The sequence below is a fragment of the Pandoraea sp. E26 genome (assembly GCF_000681415.1).
Taxonomy (GTDB): Bacteria; Pseudomonadota; Gammaproteobacteria; order Burkholderiales; family Burkholderiaceae; genus Pandoraea; species Pandoraea pnomenusa.
The window spans coordinates 90,311-110,440 of sequence record NZ_AYXJ01000018.1 but is presented as its reverse complement, the minus strand read 5'-3'; the positions used below and the strand labels follow the sequence as shown (position 1 = coordinate 110,440).

General features: G+C 65.5%; 16 protein-coding genes. 10 read left to right on the top strand and 6 right to left on the bottom strand.

Annotation, left to right across the window (positions count from 1 at the left end; genetic code table 11):
• Positions 1 to 46 precede the first annotated feature (46 nt).
• Positions 47 to 886, top strand: a complete 840-nt coding sequence (locus W930_RS0113570; protein WP_023874096.1) for a molybdopterin-binding protein — start codon at positions 47 to 49, stop codon at positions 884 to 886.
• Between the two features lie 73 nt (positions 887 to 959).
• Here W930_RS0113570 and W930_RS0113565 read toward each other — a convergent pair whose 3' ends face one another.
• Positions 960 to 1,976 carry a zinc-binding alcohol dehydrogenase family protein gene (locus W930_RS0113565; RefSeq protein WP_023596344.1) on the bottom strand — a complete coding sequence of 339 codons (1,017 nt, stop codon included), beginning with the start codon at positions 1,974 to 1,976 and terminating at the stop codon, positions 960 to 962.
• Positions 1,977 to 2,114: 138 nt separating this feature from the next.
• On the opposite strand from W930_RS0113565, the gene W930_RS27330 reads away from it, so the two are divergent.
• Positions 2,115 to 3,035: a LysR family transcriptional regulator gene (locus W930_RS27330; protein ID WP_024788532.1), complete on the top strand. Its 921-nt coding sequence runs from the start codon at positions 2,115 to 2,117 to the stop codon at positions 3,033 to 3,035.
• 44 nt (positions 3,036 to 3,079) lie between these two features.
• Here the strand turns inward: W930_RS27330 and W930_RS27325 are convergent, their stop codons facing one another.
• Positions 3,080 to 3,514, bottom strand: coding sequence for a nuclear transport factor 2 family protein (locus W930_RS27325; RefSeq protein ID WP_023596342.1), 435 nt, complete (start codon positions 3,512 to 3,514; stop codon positions 3,080 to 3,082).
• A 262-nt stretch (positions 3,515 to 3,776) separates the two neighbouring features.
• The gene (fnr, locus tag W930_RS0113550) at positions 3,777 to 4,514 is read right to left on the bottom strand and encodes a fumarate/nitrate reduction transcriptional regulator Fnr (protein WP_023874100.1); all 738 of its coding nucleotides are present in this window, start codon (positions 4,512 to 4,514) and stop codon (positions 3,777 to 3,779) included.
• A 341-nt stretch (positions 4,515 to 4,855) separates the two neighbouring features.
• On the opposite strand from fnr, the gene scpB reads away from it, so the two are divergent.
• The 7 genes from scpB (at position 4,856) to truB (ending at position 15,049) form a co-directional block, all read left to right on the top strand.
• Entirely contained in the window at positions 4,856 to 6,067 is a 1,212-nt protein-coding gene (scpB, locus tag W930_RS0113545) for an SMC-Scp complex subunit ScpB (RefSeq protein ID WP_023874101.1), read from the top strand.
• A 154-nt stretch (positions 6,068 to 6,221) separates the two neighbouring features.
• Entirely contained in the window at positions 6,222 to 8,000 is a 1,779-nt protein-coding gene (locus tag W930_RS0113540; protein ID WP_024788531.1) for a pseudouridine synthase, read from the top strand.
• 439 nt (positions 8,001 to 8,439) lie between these two features.
• Positions 8,440 to 8,898: a ribosome maturation factor RimP gene (gene rimP / locus W930_RS0113535; RefSeq protein WP_023596338.1), complete on the top strand. Its 459-nt coding sequence runs from the start codon at positions 8,440 to 8,442 to the stop codon at positions 8,896 to 8,898.
• A complete protein-coding gene (gene nusA, locus W930_RS0113530) occupies positions 8,895 to 10,370 on the top strand; it encodes a transcription termination factor NusA (RefSeq protein ID WP_023596337.1) in 1,476 nt (491 codons plus the stop codon). Before rimP ends, nusA begins: the two co-directional genes overlap by 4 nt.
• An 80-nt stretch (positions 10,371 to 10,450) precedes the next feature.
• Positions 10,451 to 13,408, top strand: a complete 2,958-nt coding sequence (infB, locus tag W930_RS0113525) for a translation initiation factor IF-2 (RefSeq protein WP_023874103.1) — start codon at positions 10,451 to 10,453, stop codon at positions 13,406 to 13,408.
• Positions 13,409 to 13,491: 83 nt separating this feature from the next.
• Positions 13,492 to 13,917, top strand: a complete 426-nt coding sequence (rbfA, locus tag W930_RS0113520) for a 30S ribosome-binding factor RbfA (RefSeq protein ID WP_023596335.1) — start codon at positions 13,492 to 13,494, stop codon at positions 13,915 to 13,917.
• Positions 13,918 to 14,056: 139 nt separating this feature from the next.
• Positions 14,057 to 15,049: a tRNA pseudouridine(55) synthase TruB gene (truB, locus tag W930_RS0113515; RefSeq protein WP_023874104.1), complete on the top strand. Its 993-nt coding sequence runs from the start codon at positions 14,057 to 14,059 to the stop codon at positions 15,047 to 15,049.
• Between the two features lie 150 nt (positions 15,050 to 15,199).
• Here the strand turns inward: truB and W930_RS0113510 are convergent, their stop codons facing one another.
• A complete protein-coding gene (locus tag W930_RS0113510) occupies positions 15,200 to 15,694 on the bottom strand; it encodes an acyl-CoA thioesterase (protein ID WP_023596333.1) in 495 nt (164 codons plus the stop codon).
• A 295-nt stretch (positions 15,695 to 15,989) separates the two neighbouring features.
• Between W930_RS0113510 and W930_RS0113505 the strand changes: the two genes are divergently transcribed.
• Positions 15,990 to 17,219, top strand: coding sequence for a hypothetical protein (locus W930_RS0113505; protein ID WP_023874105.1), 1,230 nt, complete (start codon positions 15,990 to 15,992; stop codon positions 17,217 to 17,219).
• 83 nt (positions 17,220 to 17,302) lie between these two features.
• On the opposite strand, the gene W930_RS0113500 is transcribed toward W930_RS0113505, so the two are convergent.
• Both W930_RS0113500 and W930_RS0113495 read right to left on the bottom strand, forming a co-directional pair.
• Positions 17,303 to 18,853, bottom strand: coding sequence for a DHA2 family efflux MFS transporter permease subunit (locus W930_RS0113500; protein ID WP_023596331.1), 1,551 nt, complete (start codon positions 18,851 to 18,853; stop codon positions 17,303 to 17,305).
• A gap of 37 nt (positions 18,854 to 18,890) precedes the next feature.
• Positions 18,891 to 20,123, bottom strand: a complete 1,233-nt coding sequence (locus W930_RS0113495) for an HlyD family efflux transporter periplasmic adaptor subunit (RefSeq protein ID WP_023596330.1) — start codon at positions 20,121 to 20,123, stop codon at positions 18,891 to 18,893.
• Between the last annotated feature and the right edge of the window lie 7 nt (positions 20,124 to 20,130).

The following is a 20,130-nucleotide window of genomic DNA, read 5'->3' as shown; positions in this document are numbered from 1 at the left end:
GCGCTTTTCTCCCCCCAAGGCCCTGACGACAAGAAAAGGAAGCATCATGGCGGTCGGCATCATCATCATCGGCGACGAGATTCTCTCGGGACGCCGCCAGGACAAGCATCTGCCCAAGCTCATCGAACTGCTTACGGAGCGTGGCATGCAGCTCGGCTGGGCCGAGTACGTGGGGGATGATCCCGCGCGCATCACGGCCACCCTGCAACGCACGTTCGCAAGCGACGACATCGTTTTCGTAACCGGCGGCATCGGCGCCACGCCGGACGACCATACGCGTCAATGCGCCGCCGCCGCGCTCAATGTGCCGCTGGTACTCACGCCCGAAGCCGAGGCGCTCATCATGGAGCGCATCGCCGACACCAGTCCGGACGGCCGTGCCGACATGACGCAGCCCGATAACCGGCACCGTCTCAAGATGGGCGAATTTCCGGTCGGCGCACGCGTGCTGCCCAACCCTTACAACAAGATCCCCGGGTTCTCCATCGACCGCCATCATTTCATGCCGGGTTTCCCCGTGATGGCCTGGCCGATGATGGCCTGGGTGCTCGACACCTGTTACGCGGATCTGCACCACCTCACCAGGCACGCCGAACGATCGGTGCTGGTCTTCGGGCTGGCCGAATCGACGCTCACGCCGCTCATGGAGGACATCGAGGCCGAATATCCGGGGGTGAAGGTGTTCAGCCTGCCGAGCGTGGGCGACGCACAACGCGGCCCGGTCTACGCACGCCGCCACATCGACCTGGGTGTGAAGGGCGAGCCTGCTCTCGTCGGGGCCGCATTCGAGCGCTTGTTGGCCGGCGTGAGCGCGCTCAATGGGGAGATCGTCCATCCGGCGGACGCCGCCGCCTTGCCCGAGGGGACGGCGCCTTCGGCCCAGTGACGTCCCATTGACGCAATGACGGCCCGACCGCCCGGCCACCGGGGACCGCCCGGTCGAGCCGCCCAGAGGGGACTCAGAAGCCGCTCAGGACGAGCTTGCCGATGGTGCGTCCGCCTTCGAGCTGGGCGTGGGCGCGCCGCAGGTTGACGGCGTTGATCGGGCCGATCACCTCGCCGAGTGTGGTACGAAGGGTGCCGGCGTCGACCAGGCGCGCGACTTCAGTGAGCAGCTTGTGCTGCGCGATCATGTCGGGCGTCTCGTACATGGCGCGCGTGAACATGAACTCCCACACGAATGTCGCGCTCTTGTTCTTGAGCAGGCCGACGTCCAGCGGCCGGGCGTTCTCCACGATCGAGCAGATCTTGCCCTGCGGTGCGACGGCCTGCGCCAACGCCGGGAAGTGCTCGTCGGTGTCGTTCAGGCACAGGACAAAGTCCACCTGCGGCACGCCAGCGGCCAGCAACTGCGCCGGAATGTCCTGATAGTGGTCGATCACGTGTTGCGCGCCGAGTTGCCGGCACCAGTCGGCCGACGCCGGCCGCGACGCCGTCGCCACCACCGTCAGTCGCGCCACGCGCCGGGCGAGCTGAATGGCGATCGAACCGACGCCGCCCGCGCCGCCGACGACCAACACCGACTTTCCTTCATCGCTGCCGTCGGGCGCCACGCCGAGGCGGTCGAACAGCGCTTCCCAGGCCGTGATCGTCGTGAGCGGCAGGGCGGCCGCACTCACGAAGTCGAGCGACGTCGGCATATGGCCGACGATGCGCTCATCCACCAGATGGAATTCGCTGTTCGCGCCCGCGCGCGTGATGCTCCCCGCGTAATAGACCGGGTCGCCGACCCGGAAGAGCGTGGCGTCCGGGCCCACCGCGGCGACCGTGCCCGCGGCGTCCCATCCGAGCACGCGCGGCGTGGCTTCGACCTTGGCTTTCGGCGCGCGCACCTTGGTGTCGACCGGATTGACCGAGATGGCCTCGACTTTGACCAGGATGTCGCGCCCCGCAGGGGTGGGCGTCGGCAATTCGATGTCAACGAGGGATTCGGGATCGTCGATCGGCAGATAACGGGTTAATCCAACAGCTTTCATGAGTACTCTCCATTACGTTGATGGTGGTCGGCCGGATGTCGTCGGCGGGCCGCGCGAAGCAATAGCGAAAGACTACCGCTAGTGGATTGCATTGAAAATTCGCATAATGCCGAAAAGATTTTTCGGAGAATCCGTTAAATGGCATTGGACCTCGATACCGTGGCGTTGTTCGTTCGGGTGGCGGCGCTGGGCAACGTCTCGGCGGCCGGGCGCGAACGCGGGCTATCGCCTGCCACGGCCAGCACCCGATTGGCGCAACTCGAGGCCAGGCTTGGGGCGCGTCTGCTGCATCGCACGACCCGACGCGTGGCGCTCACGCAGGAAGGCGAAATGTTTCTCGCGCAGGCCCAGACGTTGCTGGCTGCCGAGGCGCAGGCATTCGCGAGTGTTGGGCAGGGGCGCGCGGCGCCGCAGGGACGCTTGCGGGTGTCATGCTCCTCGTCGTTCGGACGTCAGCATGTCTCGCCCGCCTTGCCGGCGTTTCTCGATCGCTACCCGGGGATTTCGCTGGACTTCCGGTTGACCGATCGCGTGGTCGATCTGCTGGAGGAGGGCGTTGACCTGGCGATTCGCGTGGGGGCGCTGCGCGACTCGACGCTCGTTGCCCGCAAACTCGCGAGTAATCGCCGCACGCTGTGCGCGTCCCCTGCGTATCTGGCGGCCCACGGCACGCCGAAGCATCCGGGCGATCTCGCCTCGCACGAATGTCTGATTCTGGCGGAACAGCGCGACTGGCGGTTCGTCACGCCGGGCGGCGAGTTGAATGTGCGTGTGGGCGGGCGGCTGGTTTCCGATAACGGCGAGGTGCTGCGCGACGCAGTGCTCGCAGGGATGGGAATTGCGCTGAAATCGACTTGGGACGTCGGCGTGCACCTGCAGCGCGGGGACCTGGTGGCGGTACTGCCTGCCTATCCCCTGGCCGAGGAGGTCGCCATCTGGGGCGTGTACCCCAGCCGGGCGTTCGTGCCCCCCAAGACGCACGCGCTGATCGAGTTTCTGCAAGCCCGCTTCGGTCCCGGGCCGGTGCCGTACTGGGATGCGCGGCCAGACGCCTCGTAGCGGGGCGCCGGGGCAAGGGGCCCGAGCGGGGCGGGGCGTGTGCCTCAGTGAAGATGATGGGTGCGAGCGAGCGGCGCGGCGCTATCCTCGTGCCCGATCGCGGGGCTGGCGTGATGCAGCACGAGTCGCCAGCCGTCCGCTTCCTTCAGATAGACGTTGGTGGCGAGTACGAAGGCGTAGCGCGCTTCGGGATGTGATTCCACCTGGATCTGCTCGAGCACGTTGTGAACGGCGCACAGCGGGTTGTTGGCCACCTGCAGGTGACTGACCGACACCTGTAGCCCACCGTTGGCCAGGATCTGTCGCCAACTGCTGCGCACGGCCGCGGGGCCGACATGGCGGGGGCCGGACGGGTGAATGCAAACGACTTCCTCATCCTCCGACCAGACGTCCATCAGCGCATCGGCGTCGCCCGTGCGCAGCGCCTCGTAATAGGCGTGCTCGGCGTCTTCCGGACTCAGAAAAATGGCAGCGGGCATATCGGCGGCCTCCGTCGGAATGTGGCGTCGGGCGGCGAATGCGCCGTCCGGCGATCGCGCCGATTATGGAGGGTTTGCCCGGGCTTGTCGAACGGCCGGCGGCAAGAGTGCGGGCGTTCGTGCGCGTCTCTTGATCTGGCGCAAGGCGGTGGGTGTCGTTGGCCGGTAGCGTATGGGGGTAACGCGGGGAAGCGTAACCGGTGAACGGGGCGTGCGAGGCAAACCAAGGGCGGGGACGCCTGCGCGCCCCCGGTGACCGGTCTCAGCAGTGAATGCCGGTCACGCCGGCGAGTTCGCGCAGGGCGGCAGCGTCGATGATCTTGACGTGCCGCTGGCGGATTTCGATCATGCCGTTTTGCGCGAAGCGCGAAAACAGGCGGCTGACCGTCTCCAGCTTGAGGCCGAGGAAGCTGCCGATTTCTTCGCGGCTCATGCGCAGCACAAATTCGTTGGCGGCGTAGCCCCGCGCCGAAAGACGCTCGGACAGGTTGTGCAGGAAGACCGCCAGCCGCTCTTCGGCGCGCATGGTGCCCAGGGCGAGCAGTTGCTGATGCTCGTTGCGGATTTCCTGGCTCATCAGACGATGCAGCTGGCGTTGCAGCGACGGTACCTGACGCGAAAGCGTCTCCAGTTCGCCGAAACGCGCAATGCACAGCTCGCTGTCCTCGAGCGCAATGGCAGTGCTGGGGTGATGACTGTCGGCCACCGCGTCCAGGCCGATCAGCTCGCCCTGAAGGTGGAAACCGACGACCTGCTCACGGCCGTCGGGCGCCGTGACGCAGCTTTTGAGCGACCCGAAGCGGATGCCGTAGACGGCGCTCAGGTCATCGTTGGCGTGATAGAGCACCTCGCCTTTCTTGAGGCGACGGCGCTCGCTCACGAGTGCATCCAGTCGTTCCAGTTCCGCTTCCGGAATGCCGACGGGCAGGCAGAACTGGCCCAGCGAGCAAGTGGAACAGCGGGGCTGGACGACGGGAATGCGACCGATTTCTGTGGTCATGGAGGCCCCTGAAGTTATTTTGAGAGTTTACCATGGGGCGTCGACCTGTCGATTCCGCGCCAGGAATGGCGAGGGTTTGCACGACGCTTTACGGGCGACAGTGTTTCAGTAATAATTGCGCACATACCGGACGTCCGTCTCGCCGCACTATCGGCCTGGGCGTTTTCCCGGCAGGTCGTTTCGAAGCATCCAGGTTGCGCCGCCGTCACTACGACCGAACACAAACGGGCGCGCGCTTATGCGAAGCGGTTGTTTTTTCGATCTACGACCGTTTCTCGTGTTCCAAGCATCCATTTATTCCTGATTCCGGGTTGCCAAGCCCCCGGTTTGCTTAGTCGCACATGAATACCCAAGAGGCGAAACTCGTCCTCGAGACCGCGTTGATTTGCGCGCAGGAGCCGCTCAAGGTCGGCGATCTGCGCAAGCTCTTCAATGACGCCGTGTCCGGCGACACGGTGCGCGCGCTGCTCGAGGAAATCCGCATGCAATGGGACGGCCGAGGTGTGGAATTGGTGGCGTTGGCCACCGGCTGGCGTTTCCAGAGCCGTCCGCGCATGCGCGAATACCTTGACCGTCTCAATCCGGAGAAGCCGCCGAAGTATTCGCGCGCCGTGATGGAGACGCTCGCGATCATTGCCTATCGCCAGCCGGTCACGCGTGGCGATATCGAAGAGATTCGCGGCGTGACGGTCAATACCCAGATCATCAAGCAGCTCGAAGACCGCGGCTGGATCGAGGTGATCGGCCATCGCGACGTGCCGGGGCGCCCCGGCCTGTACGCCACGACGAAGGACTTCCTCGACGATCTCGGGCTGCGCGCGCTCGACGCGCTGCCGCCGCTCGAAGATCCGGCGGCGCAGGCGCAGATCGACCTGCTCGCGCAGCAGAACATCGAATTCGGCGAGCGGGCCGAAGGCGAAGCGGGAGAAGACGTGGCGTCGGATGACGCGCCGATGGCCGACGCCGAAGCGCTGGCGCGCCTGGCGCAGGATCGAGCCGACAATCTGCCGCTCGCGCAGGGCCTGCCGGAAGGACAACGGCCGACGTCCGGCGACGATGCGGTGACGGAAGAGGCGCTGCTCGACGCGGTCATGGCCGAAGGCGACGCCCCCGCGGATGCGGCGTATTCCGGCGAATCCGAGGCGGCGCTTGCCAATGCCGATGGTGACGTCGGGGCAATTCCGCCGGATGCCGAGGAACTCGTGCCGGCGGGACGCGTCAGTGAGCAGGTCGCGGCGCCGCAGGATGACGCGTCGGTCGGCGAGGGCGGCCAGGAGGTGCGGGGCCGTCAGAGCGTCGAGGAATTTTCCGAAGATTTGGGGAGTGCGGCTGCGGAAGGCGACGATCCGCCGCAAGATGCGCAGTACCTGGCAAGTGAGGCAAACGATGCACCGACGCAGGCGGACGATCCCGCAGCGCCGGTCACGCAGGAGGTTTCCCCGCGCGCTGTCGACCCGGCAGCGAACGAAGCCGCCACCGGTCAGCCCATGTCCGGTGGGATGGATGACGACGAGAACGACGGGGACGACAAGACTCTCGTCACGGGCACCTGAGGCACCGGCGCATTGCGTCGCGCGCAACAGCAGGGCCGTTAGCGATTAAGAACGAAGTCGCGGCAAGGATTTGCCGCGCATTCATGGTGCGAACACGGATCAGGGCGGCTCAACATGCCGGCCCGCAACGATCCCGTTTTCCAATGAGGTTGTGTTGAAACAGAACGAAGAATCCCAGGACCTGCACGCACGCGATGCCGGTGCCGAAGCACGTGCGCCGGAAGGCGAGGGTGGTGACGACAAGGCGTCGCGCCGCGGCTTGCGCCGCGGACCGCGTAGTCTGATCGCGCGTCGTCGCGCGGCGCAGCAAGCCAAGCGAGAGGGCGACGACAGCGGCACGGGCGAATTTGCCGCGTCCGACGCTTCGCAGGGCGTACCGTCCGGCGAAACGTCGCACAGCCAGGCGCCCGACGCCGACGGGGCGCCCGCCGCGGCGCAAGCGCGTGGCCGCCAGGGCGCTCGCAAGCCGCGCGGCGGCAAGCAGCGCGATGGCGCCTCGCCTGCGGCGAAGCCCGCGCAGGCCTCAGGCGCCGCGACCGGTGGCGAACCGGCGGGCAAGGCGCAACCGGGTGACGGCAAGGGCCGCGGCCGTAAGGGTGCCGCCGCCGTCGGTGGCCGAAGCGCCGGGGCCGGCAAGGTGGGCCGGGGCGGCAAGGGCGGCAAGAATGGCGATGACGACCTCTTCGCGTTCGTGACGTCGGGCGGGTTCGATAGCGACGACGCCGACGGCGACGCCAAGGCAGCTGCCAAGCGCGGCCGTCGACCGGCCGATCGTCGTGTCCTGTCGCCGGACGACGAAGCGCCGAAGCTGCACAAGGTGCTCGCCGAGGCCGGCATGGGCTCGCGTCGCGAGATGGAGGAGCTGATCCTTGCCGGGCGAGTATCCGTCAACGCCGAGCCGGCGCATATCGGCCAGCGTATTCTCCCGACCGATCAGGTGCGTATCAACGGCAAGCTCGTCAAGCGCCGCATCACCAGCAAGCCGCCGCGCGTGCTCCTGTATCACAAGCCGGCGGGCGAGATCGTCAGCCACGCCGATCCGGAAGGTCGCGCCTCGGTATTCGACCGTCTGCCGCCGATGAAGACGGCCAAGTGGCTCGCCGTCGGACGACTGGACTTCAATACGGAAGGTCTGCTGATCCTGACGACGTCCGGCGACCTGGCGAATCGGTTCATGCATCCGCGTTATGGCATCGAGCGCGAGTACGCCGTGCGCACTGTCGGCCAACTGAGCGAATCGTCGCGCCAGCAGCTGCTGCGCGGCATCGAGCTCGACGACGGTCAGGCCAATTTCCTGCGCTTGCAGGACGGCGGTGGCGAGGGCTCGAATCATTGGTATCACGTGGCACTGACGGAAGGTCGCAACCGCGAAGTGCGTCGCATGTTCGATGCCGCGGGATTGATGGTCAGTCGTCTGATTCGTACGCGTTATGGCCCGCTCACGCTGCCGCGCGGCTTGAAGCGAGGACGTTACGAGGAACTTGACGACGCTCAGGTGCGTTCGCTGTTCGCCGCCGTCGGCATGAAAATGCCGGGGGCGAGCGCGGACGACAAGGGCGGCAAGCCGGGCCGTGGCGGCAAGGCCGGCGCCGTCAAGGAGCCGCGCCGACAGCCGGATCCGATGCAGACCGCGCTGGGAGTGTTCAGCCGCGAGCCGGGGCAGTCGCGTCGTCCGCGTGCCAATCCGCTTACGGCGTTCGTCGGCCCGAGCGGCGGCTACCCGGGGCAGACGTCTTCGCCTCGCGGAGAAGGCCGGCGTTTCGGCGGCGGCAACGCAGCGGGCGGTGGCGGCTACAGTGGTCAGCCGCGAGGCAACGGCAATGGAAACGTCAATGGCAATCGCAGCCGTGGCGGCAACCGCGCCGGTGGTGGCAACTACGGCGGCGGCAATTCCGGTAACCGTGGCAACCGCGGCGGCAACCGTTCTCGTTGATGGGATCGGCGCGCCGCAGGCGTCGGCCGGATCGGGCGCCGAAGGCGCCCCGACCGAATGGCGCGGGGCGGGCTTTGCCGGCTCGCATGTTGCACTGCGGCAACGCCGCTCCGGCGCCCGTCCTTCGGGCATTTGCGGGCGCAAGCGTTGCAAATCGGCCCAAAACCATATAAAATCAAATAATAAGCTGTATTGCGTGTCGCACGTTCTGTTGCGGCGCGCACCTCATGCGCAATGAGGCTGCAAGAAATGGGCGTTTCGCCCATTTTTTTTTGCCGCGAGCGTTTCGCGGCCGATGCCGCCGCGTCGGGGAGTGGGTGTGTCGACTCAGGCATGCCGGCCCGGACGGTCGAGGCAGGTATCGTGCGCCGTCCCATGCGGGGCGCGCAGACATGTCGGGCGCTGTTGATGCGCGCGAGTTTTTCTAGGGTGAGCAAAGTTGCAATTGCCAGAACTGATCGAGACCACGGTCGAAGGCCTGGGTTACGAGCTGGTCGATCTTGAACGCGCCGGTGGCGGTCTGCTGCGGGTGTACATCGACAAGCCGGAGGGCATCACGATCGATGACTGCGAGACGGTGAGCCGTCAGCTCTCGCATGTGCTGATGGTCGAGAACGTCAATTACGACCGACTCGAAGTGTCGTCGCCGGGGCTGGATCGTCCGCTGCGCAAGCTGCGTGACTTCGAGCGCTTCGCCGGCACGGAAGTGAGTCTCACGTTGCGTGTGCCGCTCGAAGGCCGCAAGCAGTTCCGCGGCATTCTGCAGGCGCCGCAAGGCGAAAACTTGAGCCTTGAGTTCGAAGGCAAGGGCGGCCCGGCGCTGCTCGAATTCACCCTCGCGGATATAGACCGTGCGCGCCTTGTGCCGCAGATTGATTTTAGGAGTCGCAAACGATGAGTCGCGAAGTATTGCTGTTGGTCGATGCGCTCGCGCGCGAAAAGAACGTCGACAAGGATGTCGTGTTCGGCGCGCTGGAAGCGGCATTGGCTTCGGCCACCAAGAAGCGCTACACCGAAGACGTCGACATTCGCGTGCACATCGACCGTGAGTCGGGCGAGCACGAGAGCTTCCGTCGCTGGCTGGTAGTGCCGGACGAGGCGGGTCTGCAGGAGCCGGACAAGCAGATCCTGTCGTTCGAAGCCAAGGAAGAGAACCCCTCCGTCGAGATCGGCGAGTTCATCGAGGAGCCGGTGGAGTCGGTCGAGTTCGGCCGCATTGGCGCGCAGGCGGCCAAGCAGGTGATTTTGCAGCGTATTCGCGACGCCGAGCGCGAGCAGATCCTGTCGGACTTCCTCGAGCGCGGCGAAAAGATCATGACCGGTACGGTCAAGCGTCTCGACAAGGGCAACCTGATCGTCGAGTCGGGCCGTGTCGAGGCGCTGCTGCGCCGCGATCAGCTGATTCCGAAAGAGAACCTGCGCATCGGCGATCGCGTGCGTGCCTTCATCGTGAAGGTCGATCGCACGGCGCGTGGCCCGCAGATCGAGCTGTCGCGGACGGCGCCGGAATTCCTGATCGAGCTTTTCGGCATGGAAGTGCCGGAAATCGAGCAAGGCCTGCTGGAGATCAAATCGGCAGCCCGCGATCCGGGCGTGCGCGCGAAGATCGCCGTGGTCGCGTATGACAAGCGTATCGATCCGATCGGCACGTGCGTGGGTATTCGCGGCACGCGTGTCCAGGCGGTGCGCAACGAGCTGGGCGGCGAGAATGTCGACATCGTGTTGTGGTCGGAAGACCCGGCGCAATTCGTGATCGGCGCCCTGGCGCCGGCGGCGGTGCAGTCGATCGTCGTGGACGAAGAAAAGCACAGCATGGATGTCGTGGTCGACGAGAACGAACTCGCGGTGGCGATCGGCCGCAGCGGTCAGAACGTGCGCCTCGCGTCGGAGCTGACCGGTTGGCAGATCAACATCATGACGCCGGACGAGTCGGCCGAAAAGCAGAACGAAGAGCGCGGCACGCTGCGCACCTTGTTCATGCAGCGTCTCGATGTGGACGAGGAAGTGGCGGACATCCTGATCGAGGAAGGTTTCTCGAGCCTGGAAGAAATCGCCTACGTGCCTCTGAACGAAATGCTCGAAATCGAAGCGTTCGACGAGGACACGGTGCACGAGCTGCGCAATCGTGCGCGCGACGCTCTGCTCACGCAGGCGATTGCCACCGAGGAGAAGGTCGAGGGCGTTGCGCTCGATCTGAAGAGCCTCGACGGCATGACGTCCGAGCTGTTGGCCAAGCTGGCCGAGCATGAAATTCAGACGCGCGATGATCTGGCCGAGCTGGCCGTCGACGAACTGACCGAGATGACCGGCGTCGACGAGGAAGCCGCAAAGGCCCTGATCATGAAAGCGCGAGAGCACTGGTTCCAATGATGACCTGCCCCGGCACGCATATGGAACAGTGAACTTTGAAGTTAACCGCAAGGCGTCTGGCCTTGCTTGAAGAGGTTTGAATGGCGAGCATCAACGTAGCCCAATTTGCTGCAGAACTGAAAATGCCGGCCGGCGTGTTGCTGGAGCAACTCAAGGCCGCCGGCGTGGACAAACTCAGCGCCGACGATTCACTGACGGAAGCCGACAAGGCCCGTTTGCTGGAACACCTGCGCCGCGCCCACGGCGCGGGCGACGGCGACAAAAAGAAGATTACTCTGACGCGTCGCCAGACTTCGGAAATCAAGCAAGCCGACGCAACCGGCAAGGCACGCACGATTCAGGTGGAAGTGCGCAAGAAACGCACTTTCGTCAAGCGTGACGACGTGGCCGAAGGCGTGGACAGCGCAGCCGCCGCGGCGGAAGACGAAGCGCTGCGTCAGCGCGAGGAAGACGCACGCCGCGAGGCGGAGCGCCTGGCGGCCGAGGCTGCCGAGCTCAAGCGTCGCCAGGAGCAACTGGAGCGCGAGGAAGCCGAGCGCCGCGAGCGCGAAGAGAAGGAAGCTGCCGAGCGCCGTGCGCGCGAGGAAGCGGACCGCGCAGCCGCGGCCAAGGCGGCCGAAGAGCAAAAGGCGAAGGCGGCGGAAGCCAAGGCCGACGCCGAAGCCGAGAAGGCGGCCACCGTGGATGCCGAAAAGGCTGCCAAGGCCGAAGCCGAGAAGGCCGATGCCGACAAGGCTGCCGCCGCCAAGGCCGAGGCCGAGCGCGAGCAGGCACGCAAGGCCAGCGAAGAAGCGCGCGCGGCCGCCGAGAAGGCCAGTGCGGCTGCCGACAAGGCGCGTGCTGAAGAAGAAGCCATTCGCAAGCGTCGTGCCGCGGCGGAAGCCGAAGCGCGTGCGATTCGCGAAATGATGAATGCCCCGCGCCGTGTGCTCAAGGCGCCGGAGCCGGCCCCCGCGGCTGCCGCGGCGGCCAAGCCCGAGGCGAAGGGTACGCTGCACAAGCCGGCCAGGCCGGAAGGTGCCGCGGCCGCCAAGCCGGCGGACAAGAAGCCGGCAGCTGCTGCGCCGGCAACGACGACGGCCGGTGCGGCCGACAAGAAGGACAAGAAGGGCGGTGCCTGGCAGAAGGACGCCGATAACCGCAACAAGCGCGGCGGCATGAAGACGCGTGGCGACACCAGCGGTGGTTCGGACGGCTGGCGCGGCGGTGGCCGTGGCGGGCGTCGCGGCGATCGTCATGCGCAGGACGACCGTCAGGCGTTCCAGGCGCCGACCGAGCCGGTGGTGCGCGATGTGCACGTGCCGGAGACGATCAGCGTTGCCGATCTCGCGCACAAGATGTCGGTCAAGGCCGCGGAAGTCATCAAGCTGATGATGAAGATGGGCCAGATGGTGACCATCAACCAGGTGCTGGACCAGGAAACGGCCATGATCGTGGTCGAGGAGCTGGGCCACCGCGCCATCGCCGCGAAGCTCGACGATCCGGAAACGCTGCTGGATCTGGGCAACGAGGCGACCGAAGCGGAAGCGCTGCCGCGTCCGCCGGTGGTCACCGTGATGGGTCACGTCGACCACGGCAAGACCTCGCTGCTGGACTACATCCGTCGCGCCAAGGTGGCGGCGGGCGAAGCCGGCGGGATCACGCAGCACATCGGTGCGTACCACGTCGATACGCCGCGCGGCACGGTGACGTTCCTCGACACCCCGGGTCACGAGGCCTTTACGGCCATGCGTGCGCGCGGTGCCCAGGCAACGGACATCGTGATTCTCGTGGTGGCGGCCGACGACGGTGTGATGCCGCAGACGAAGGAAGCGATTGCCCACGCGAAGTCGGCCGGTGTGCCGATCGTGGTGGCGATCAACAAGATCGACAAGCCGGAAGCCAACCCGGACCGCGTGAAGCAGGAACTCGTGGCCGAAGGTGTGGTGCCGGAAGAGTACGGTGGCGATTCGCCGTTCGTGCCGGTGTCGGCCAAGACGGGCACGGGGATCGACGATTTGCTCGAGAACGTGTTGCTGCAAGCCGAGGTGCTGGAGTTGAAGGCACCGGTGGACGCGCCGGCCAAGGGCATCGTGATCGAAGCGAAGCTCGACAAGGGCAAGGGTCCGGTCGCTACGATTCTGGTGCAGTCGGGCACGCTCAACCGCGGTGACATGGTACTGGCGGGTCAGGCCTACGGCCGCGTGCGCGCCATGCTCGACGAGACCGGCAAGAACGCGAAGGAAGCGGGCCCGTCGATCCCGGTGGAAATCCAGGGTCTGTCGGAAGTGCCGGGTGCGGGTGAAGAAGTGCTGGTGGTGCAGGACGAGCGCAAGGCGCGCGAAATCGCGCTGTTCCGTCAGGGCAAATTCCGCGACGTGAAGCTGGCCAAGCAACAGGCCGCCAAGCTCGAGAACATGTTCGAGCAGATGGCCGAAGGCGAAGTCAAGACGCTGCCGCTCATCATCAAGGCAGACGTTCAGGGTTCGCAGGAAGCGCTCGCGCAGTCGCTCAACAAGCTCTCGACGCCGGAAGTGCGCGTGCAGATCGTTCACGCGGCGGTGGGTGGCATCAGCGAAAGCGACGTCAACCTGGCCACCGCTTCGAAGGCGGTCATCATCGGCTTCAATACGCGTGCCGATGCGCTGGCGCGCAAGCTGGCCGAGTCGAACGGTATCGACATCCGCTACTACAACATCATCTACGACGCCGTGGATGAGGTGAAGGCGGCAATGTCGGGCATGCTGGCGCCCGAGAAGAAGGAAGAGATCACGGGTCTCATCGAAGTGCGTCAGACGTTCCGTGTGCCGAAGGTCGGTACGGTGGCCGGCTGTATGGTGCTCGACGGCTTCGTCAAGCGTTCGTCGCACGTGCGTGTGCTGCGCGACAACGTGGTCATCTTCACGGGCGAGCTCGATTCGCTCAAGCGCTTCAAGGATGACGTGAAGGAAGTCAAGTCCGGCTTCGAGTGTGGTCTGTCGGTGAAGAACTTCAACGACATCACGGAAGGCGACCAACTGGAAGCGTTTGAAATCACGGAAGTTGCGCGCTCGCTGTAACGCGGTCGACACAATGGATGTGGAATGGCCCACCGAGCCGGGAAACCGGCGGCGTGGGCCATTGCATTATTAGCGAGTTTGTTATGGCAAAGAAACGTGGCGTTCCGGGTCGCAATCTTCGTATCAACGACCAGATCCAACGCGATCTGTCGGAGTTGATTCAGCGCGAAGTGAAAGACCCGCGCATTGGTCTGGTCACGCTGCAAAGCGTGGAAGTCACGCCTGACTATGCGCATGCGAAAGTGTTTTATACGACGCTGACCGGCGATCCCAAGGCCACCGGTGAGGCGCTCAACGAGGCGGCAGGCTACCTGCGCAATCTGCTGTTCAAGCGTTTGCACATTCATACCGTGCCGACGTTGCATTTCCACTTCGACCAGTCGATCGAACGCGCGATCGAGATGTCGCGCCTGATCGATACGGCCAACGCGACGCGCGCGAGGGACGAGGCGGGCGAAGGCAGTGACGAAGGCAGTGACGAAGGCAGCAAGGACGGCGACGAGAAGTAAGCCGTCGATCGATAAGCGCAACCTGCCGGGCGGCCCATGGCAAGCCCGGCGGCGTTGCGATGCCCGTGCGCCGCGCTGCTGACGGCGTGACGGGGCAGGCATTGACTCCCACCAGAATTTCTCAGGCAATCTCCGCACCATGACGGACCCGCGTTCGCAGGCACCCCGCCAAAAGCTCCCCCGTTTCGCACTCGATGGCGTGTTGTTGCTGGACAAGCCGCTCGGCCTGTCATCCAACGATGCCCTGATCAAGGCCAAGCGTTTGCTTCAGGCGCTCAAGGCAGGCCACACGGGCACGCTCGATCCCTTGGCGACCGGGTTGCTGCCGCTGTGTTTCGGCGAGGCGACGAAGTTCTCGCAGGACTTGCTCGAGGCCGACAAGACCTACGAAGCGCACGTGCGCCTGGGCGAGACGACCACGACGGGCGACGCCGAAGGCGAGGTGTTGCAAACGCGGCCGGTGACGGTGGACGATGCGGCGATCCGTGCCATATTGCCTCGTTTCATGGGGAGGATTTCGCAAATCCCGCCGATGTACTCGGCGCTCAAGCGCGACGGCAAACCGTTGTACGAATATGCGCGCGCGGGCCAAACGCTCGAACGTGAGGCGCGCGAGGTCACCGTCCATGCACTGGCGCTGACGCAAAGCGCACTGCCGCACACGAACGAATTCACGTTCCGTGTGACGTGCAGTAAAGGCACATACGTGCGCACGCTTGCGGAAGACATCGGGGAAGCGTTGGGGTGCGGTGCTCACCTGCGCGGTTTGCGCCGCACGGCGGTGGGACCGCTGACACTCGACGGCGCCGTCACGCTCGAAGACCTGAGCGCGCTGGATCATGCGCAACGCGTGGCGAAGCTCGCACCGGTCGATGCATTGCTCAAGACGCTGCCCGCGATCATGCTCGACGAAACGCTGGCGCGACGCTTCAGTCACGGTCAGCGTCTGCGACTCGACGAGATCCGCTGTCCGACGCCATTGCGTGCTTACGCAGCCGCGCACGGCGAGATCGAAGTCAAGGTCTACACGGAGGCCACGAGCGAAGCCACTTCGCGCTTGCTGGGGGTCGCGCGACTCGATGGCGAAGCGTTGCTCACACCGCAGCGACTGCTCAAGACACAGTCATCGTGAGCGCGCCGGGTGGCGTGCCGATGACGCCCGTCACCCGTCACCAATGCCGCGGGGCCATGCCGGGCCATTGGCGTTCGGGCCATGCATCGAGGCCCGCATCAGCGCGCAGCGGACACGCGCGCGGACGTCAGAGGCCCATGACGATCCCCGTCAGCTTGCAACATTCTCCGGCTTGAGCTCGACGATGGCGTCGAGTGCTGCCTTCACATCCATGGCGTACTTCGCCAATGCCTTCTGTTCCTCGGTCTTCGGCTCGAACGACGGCACGCTTACCGGGTGATTGCTCTCGTCTACCGCGACGAACACCATCAGGCAATCGGTCGTCTGGCGCAGTTCTCCCCACTTCGGATCGCCGGCGTGGACCGACACGTGGATATGCATGCTGGTGCGGCCCGTGGCAACGATGCGCGCGCGCAGCTCCACCAGATTGCCCACCAGAATCGGACGGCGAAAACGAATGTTGCCCACGCTCACAGTGACGCAATAACGTCCCGACCACGTTGCGGCGCAGGCGTAGGCCACCTCGTCGATCCATTTCATGAGGGAGCCGCCGTGCACCTTGCCGCCGAAGTTGACGGCGGCCGGTTCGGCCAGAAAACGGAAGGTGATCTCGGAGCGGTCGTTCGGGTTCTGCGGGACGGTCATGGTGCGTGTTATCGGGGGCGGATGGATCGTGTCCGGGCGCGGCAAAATGTCGCGTCGGCGGGGATGCGCAATGATACTGCGATTGGAACCGTCCTGCCCGTGCCCGTCGGGGCGTGGGTCGTCCCAGGAATCCCGGCGCGTGACTTCCGTGCGGGGCCTTTTGCGTCATGCCCCGTAATGTCGAGCGCACAATCTGCAAGCGCGCCGACGCCGACGCGGCGCACAGTGGATGCGACATGGCGTGGTGGGCGTGGGCCATGTGGTCCGACGGCACGTCGGCGACGGGAGGTGCTCCATGATCACGTGTGCCGGCAGCGCGGGGCGTGTCGTGCCTGCGATGCCGCCGTTTCTCTTGCCGGACCGACCGCTGGCCGACGCTCGCCCATCGGAGTCGAACGGTCATGCCGAGGTCGACATCGAGGTGCAACGCGTCTCTTGCATTCAAGCCGCCGAAGCGTGCCACGCTGCGTCCGCGCAAGGGGGGGCGCCCATCGAGCGGATCGGTGACGACACGCATGCACAGCTTCGCGCACTCCGCCTGCGTGCGCGAGACGCCCGCGAGGCGGCGCGAACGCACGACGAAATGCGCGTGCTGATCGGCGGTGAATCGAAGGACGGGGCGCACGACCGTTCGAGCGGAAAAACGCCCCATGAGGCCGTGTGCCTTCCGCCCGCCTCCGGCATATCGCGCGCTTCAGCCTCAGTGCCGGATGGCGCGACGCCGCCGGTGGTCGAGCCCCCCGGCTATGCCTGTCCAGTGCGCTCCGGGGTGTTGCTCGCCCACGCCGCCAGTTTTGGCGTTCAAATGGTCAGCGTTGCGTCGCCGTATCTGGCGCCCGATGTCTTTGCGCGACTTGCGGGCGCACGGGTGTGCGAGCGAGTGCGTTCGTCGGCAACCTTCGCGGGCCGGGGCGGGCGATGCAAGGTGTTGCGCATCGGCAGGGCGATTTTCACCCCGGGCATGATGGTCGCGCCGTACTTCGCGCTGCTTGCGCTGGGCGATCTCATTTGCTGGGGTGTCGAGTTTCACCGCCCGGGCACGTTGCCGTTTCAGGGGGACAGTCTTGCCAATCTGATGTACTGGCTCAACGCGCGTGGCGCGTTCGAGCGGGTGCACGCCGCCCTCGGGGCAAATGACGCCGCAATCCTCGCCGCCGTCAAGCGAGTGCGCGTGCTGGAGCGGATGGTTGCGAAGCTGCGCACGGCACTCGTCGCGCACGACGATCCGGTCTGGCAAAAGGCGCTCGCGGCCCGGATTCGTCTCCTGTCGACCGGGGTCTTCGTGTGGCTGATCGCCCGCCTGCCGTTCAGTGACGACGTGAGCGAATTGCCGAAGGGCCTGTCCGAGTTTTACCAGTGGCTTGAAAGTCTCGGCGCGGGAACGAAGCTGGCCGCGGCCTTGTCCGGGTCGCTCGTGTCGTCGCGCCCGAGCGCGGAGGCTGACGCGTCCCTGGAGGACGAACTGGTGTGCGTCCGCGTCGACCCGCGCGACATTGCGCCGACGGTCGAGGCGGATTCCCAATAAAAAAACCCCGCCAGTTTCAGCGGGGTTCAAGAAGTGCCCGGTCGTACAGAGCAGGTCCGGGCACTCGGGGGGAAGTCGTTGAATCAGTGCGCGCCGGCCGCGGCGTCGGCGCCGCCGCCACCACGGATCGGGCGCGTGACCCAGACCATCACGATCATGAGCACGAACAGCACGGCCGAGATCCAGAAGATGTCGTTGGCGCCGAGCATGGCCGATTGCTGCGTGACCAGCCGGTCAATGAAGCCATTGGCCTGCGGCGTCGTCATGCCAAGCTGATTGAGGGTCTGCACCGAGCCATTGAACGTCGGATCGTACGGCGTGAGATGCTCGGTCAGCTGCGCGTGATGCAGGGTGATCCGGTTGTCCCAGACCGTCGTGGCGATCGATGTGCCGACGGCCCCGCACGTAATGCGCACGAAGTTCGACAAACCGGCGGCGGCCGGAATCCGGTGCGGCGGCAGGCCCGACAGGATAATGGCCGTGAGCGGGATGAAGAACATCGACATCGGCACACCCTGCAGGAAGGTCGGAATCATCAGCGTGCGCGTGTCGACCAGCGTGTTGAAGTGCGAGCGCATCAGGAACACGAGCGCGAACAGCAGGAACGAGACGGTCACGACCCAGCGCGCGTCGAGCTTGGGCAGGAACTTGCCGATCACCGGCGACAGGATGATGGCGAACAGACCCACCGGCGCCATCACGAGCCCGGCTTCGGTGGCGGTGTAACCGAGGTAAATCTGCAGCCACTGCGGCAGGATCACCAGATTGCCGAAGAACAGTCCGTACCCGACCGAGATCGCCACCACACCGCCCGTGAAGTTGATGCGCTTGAAGAGCGTGAGATCGACCACCGGATGCTGCTCCGTAATCTCCCAGATGACGAAGAAGCAGAACGACACGAGGGCCACCAGTGCGAGGATCACGATGGTCGACGAATTGAACCAGTCGAGTTCCTTGCCTTTGTCGAGCATCACCTGCAACGAGCCCACCCACAGGACGAGCAAGGCCAGTCCGACGGTGTCGATCGGCTTGCGCTGTGTCGGGGTTTCCCGCTTGGCGTAGATCATCCACGTGACATACGCGGCGGCGATGCCGACCGGAATGTTGATGTAGAAGATCCAGGGCCAGTGGTAGTTGTCGGAAATCCAGCCGCCGAGAATCGGCCCCATGACCGGGGCGACGAGTGTCGTCATGCCCCATAGGGCGAGGGCCATCGAACTCTTCGCCGGCGGATAGCTCGAGAGCAGCAACGATTGCGAGAGCGGAATCATCGGTCCGGCCACGGCGCCTTGCAGCACGCGGGCCGCGAGCAGGAATTCGAGCGTGGGCGCCATGCCGCACAGCCACGACGCCAGCACGAACAACAGGATCGAGGTGATGAACAAGCGCACCGCGCCGAAGCGTTCCGTCAGCCAGCCCGTGAGCGGCACCGAAATGGCATTGGCAACAGCGAACGACGTAATCACCCAGGTGCCCTGGCTCGACGAGACGCCTAGGTCGCCGGAAATGGCGGGGATCGATACGTTGGCAATCGAGGTGTCGAGCACGTTCATGAACGTGGCGAGCGACAACGCAATGGTGCCGAGTACCAGCTGGCCGCCCGTGAGCGGGCCAGGAGCGTTTTGATTTGCCATGAGATGTCAAAGGGGGTGGGGGGCACCCCCCTCCGATTTACAGGGGACGTGCGCGGGCCGGCTGATTGCGCGTGTCGCTGGCGCCACCGGAGGCCGATCCTGCCGGACCCGCGTTCTCGGTGATGATCTTGGCGACGATATCGTCGGCGTCGTGGCCGACCTTGTCATACACATCGGTCGAATAGACCGGCAGGGCGGGGGCTTCGCCCAGTTCCTTGCCGTCCGTGTTGCGCACGTTCACCTTGACCTGCATCGACAGGCCGACGCGCAGCGGGTGCGCCTGCAACTGCTTCGGATCGAGCGCGATGCGCACCGGCAGACGCTGGACGACCTTGATCCAGTTGCCCGTGGCGTTCTGCGCCGGCAGCAGCGAAAACGCACTGCCGGTACCCGCCGAGAAGCCGGCGACCGTGCCTTTGTATTCCACCGACGAGCCATACACGTCCGCCGTGAGCGTGACCGGCTGGCCCACGCGCATGTGCGCGATCTGCACTTCCTTGAAGTTCGCGTCGACCCACACCTGGTTGAGCGGCACCAGCGCCATGAGCGGCGCGCCGGTGGCCACGCGCTGGCCGACCTGCACGGAGCGCTTGGCCACATAGCCGTCGACCGGCGCCGGAATCGAGGTGCGGGCGTAGTCGAGGTAGGCGGCGCGCACCTTCGCGGCGGCCTGCTGCACGTTCGGGTGCGTCGTGACCGACGTCTTGTCCGTGAGCGCCTTGTTCGACACCAGCTGGGCGCGGGCCTGTTCGAGCGCGGCGCGCGCGGACTTCACGGCGTCCTGGGCGTGGGCAAGTTCCTCGCGCGACACGGCTCCCGTGGCAATCGCCATTTCGCGACGCTTCACGTCGGCCTGTGCCTTGGCGAGTTCCGATTCGCGCATGGCCACCGTCGCGGCGTACGCATCGTTGTTCACGAAATATGTGCGCACCTGACGCACTGTCTGCGCCAGATTCGCCTCGGCTTGCAGCAGTGCCACGCGGGCGTCGGTCTGGTCGAGCGTGACGAGCGGCTGACCGGCCTTGACCATCTGGGTGTCGTCGACCTTCACGCCGGTCACGGTGCCGGCCACCTGCGGCGTGATCTGCACCACGTTGCCCGCGACGTAAGCGTCGTCGGTGTCTTCGTAGTAACGCGCATACAGCGCGTAGTAGGCGCCATAGCCGATCGCCGCGATCGCGATCACGGCCGTCAGCGTCAGCATCATGCGGCGGCGCTTGCCGTTGCCCTGGGCCGGCTGGGCAGGCGCTTGTTGTTGGTTCTCGCTCATCATTTGC

Bases quoted from the DNA above. Each gene is read 5' to 3' on its own strand.
- W930_RS0113570 (WP_023874096.1), top strand. From the start codon at position 47: ATGGCGGTCGGCATCATCATCATCGGCGACGAGATTCTCTCGGGACGC.
- W930_RS0113565 (WP_023596344.1), bottom strand. From the start codon at position 1,976: ATGAAAGCTGTTGGATTAACCCGTTATCTGCCGATCGACGATCCCGAA.
- W930_RS27330 (WP_024788532.1), top strand. From the start codon at position 2,115: ATGGCATTGGACCTCGATACCGTGGCGTTGTTCGTTCGGGTGGCGGCG.
- W930_RS27325 (WP_023596342.1), bottom strand. From the start codon at position 3,514: ATGCCCGCTGCCATTTTTCTGAGTCCGGAAGACGCCGAGCACGCCTAT.
- fnr (WP_023874100.1), bottom strand. From the start codon at position 4,514: ATGACCACAGAAATCGGTCGCATTCCCGTCGTCCAGCCCCGCTGTTCC.
- scpB (WP_023874101.1), top strand. From the start codon at position 4,856: ATGAATACCCAAGAGGCGAAACTCGTCCTCGAGACCGCGTTGATTTGC.
- nusA (WP_023596337.1), top strand. From the start codon at position 8,895: ATGAGTCGCGAAGTATTGCTGTTGGTCGATGCGCTCGCGCGCGAAAAG.
- infB (WP_023874103.1), top strand. From the start codon at position 10,451: ATGGCGAGCATCAACGTAGCCCAATTTGCTGCAGAACTGAAAATGCCG.
- rbfA (WP_023596335.1), top strand. From the start codon at position 13,492: ATGGCAAAGAAACGTGGCGTTCCGGGTCGCAATCTTCGTATCAACGAC.
- truB (WP_023874104.1), top strand. From the start codon at position 14,057: ATGACGGACCCGCGTTCGCAGGCACCCCGCCAAAAGCTCCCCCGTTTC.
- W930_RS0113510 (WP_023596333.1), bottom strand. From the start codon at position 15,694: ATGACCGTCCCGCAGAACCCGAACGACCGCTCCGAGATCACCTTCCGT.
- W930_RS0113505 (WP_023874105.1), top strand. From the start codon at position 15,990: ATGATCACGTGTGCCGGCAGCGCGGGGCGTGTCGTGCCTGCGATGCCG.
- W930_RS0113500 (WP_023596331.1), bottom strand. From the start codon at position 18,853: ATGGCAAATCAAAACGCTCCTGGCCCGCTCACGGGCGGCCAGCTGGTA.
- W930_RS0113495 (WP_023596330.1), bottom strand. From the start codon at position 20,123: ATGAGCGAGAACCAACAACAAGCGCCTGCCCAGCCGGCCCAGGGCAAC.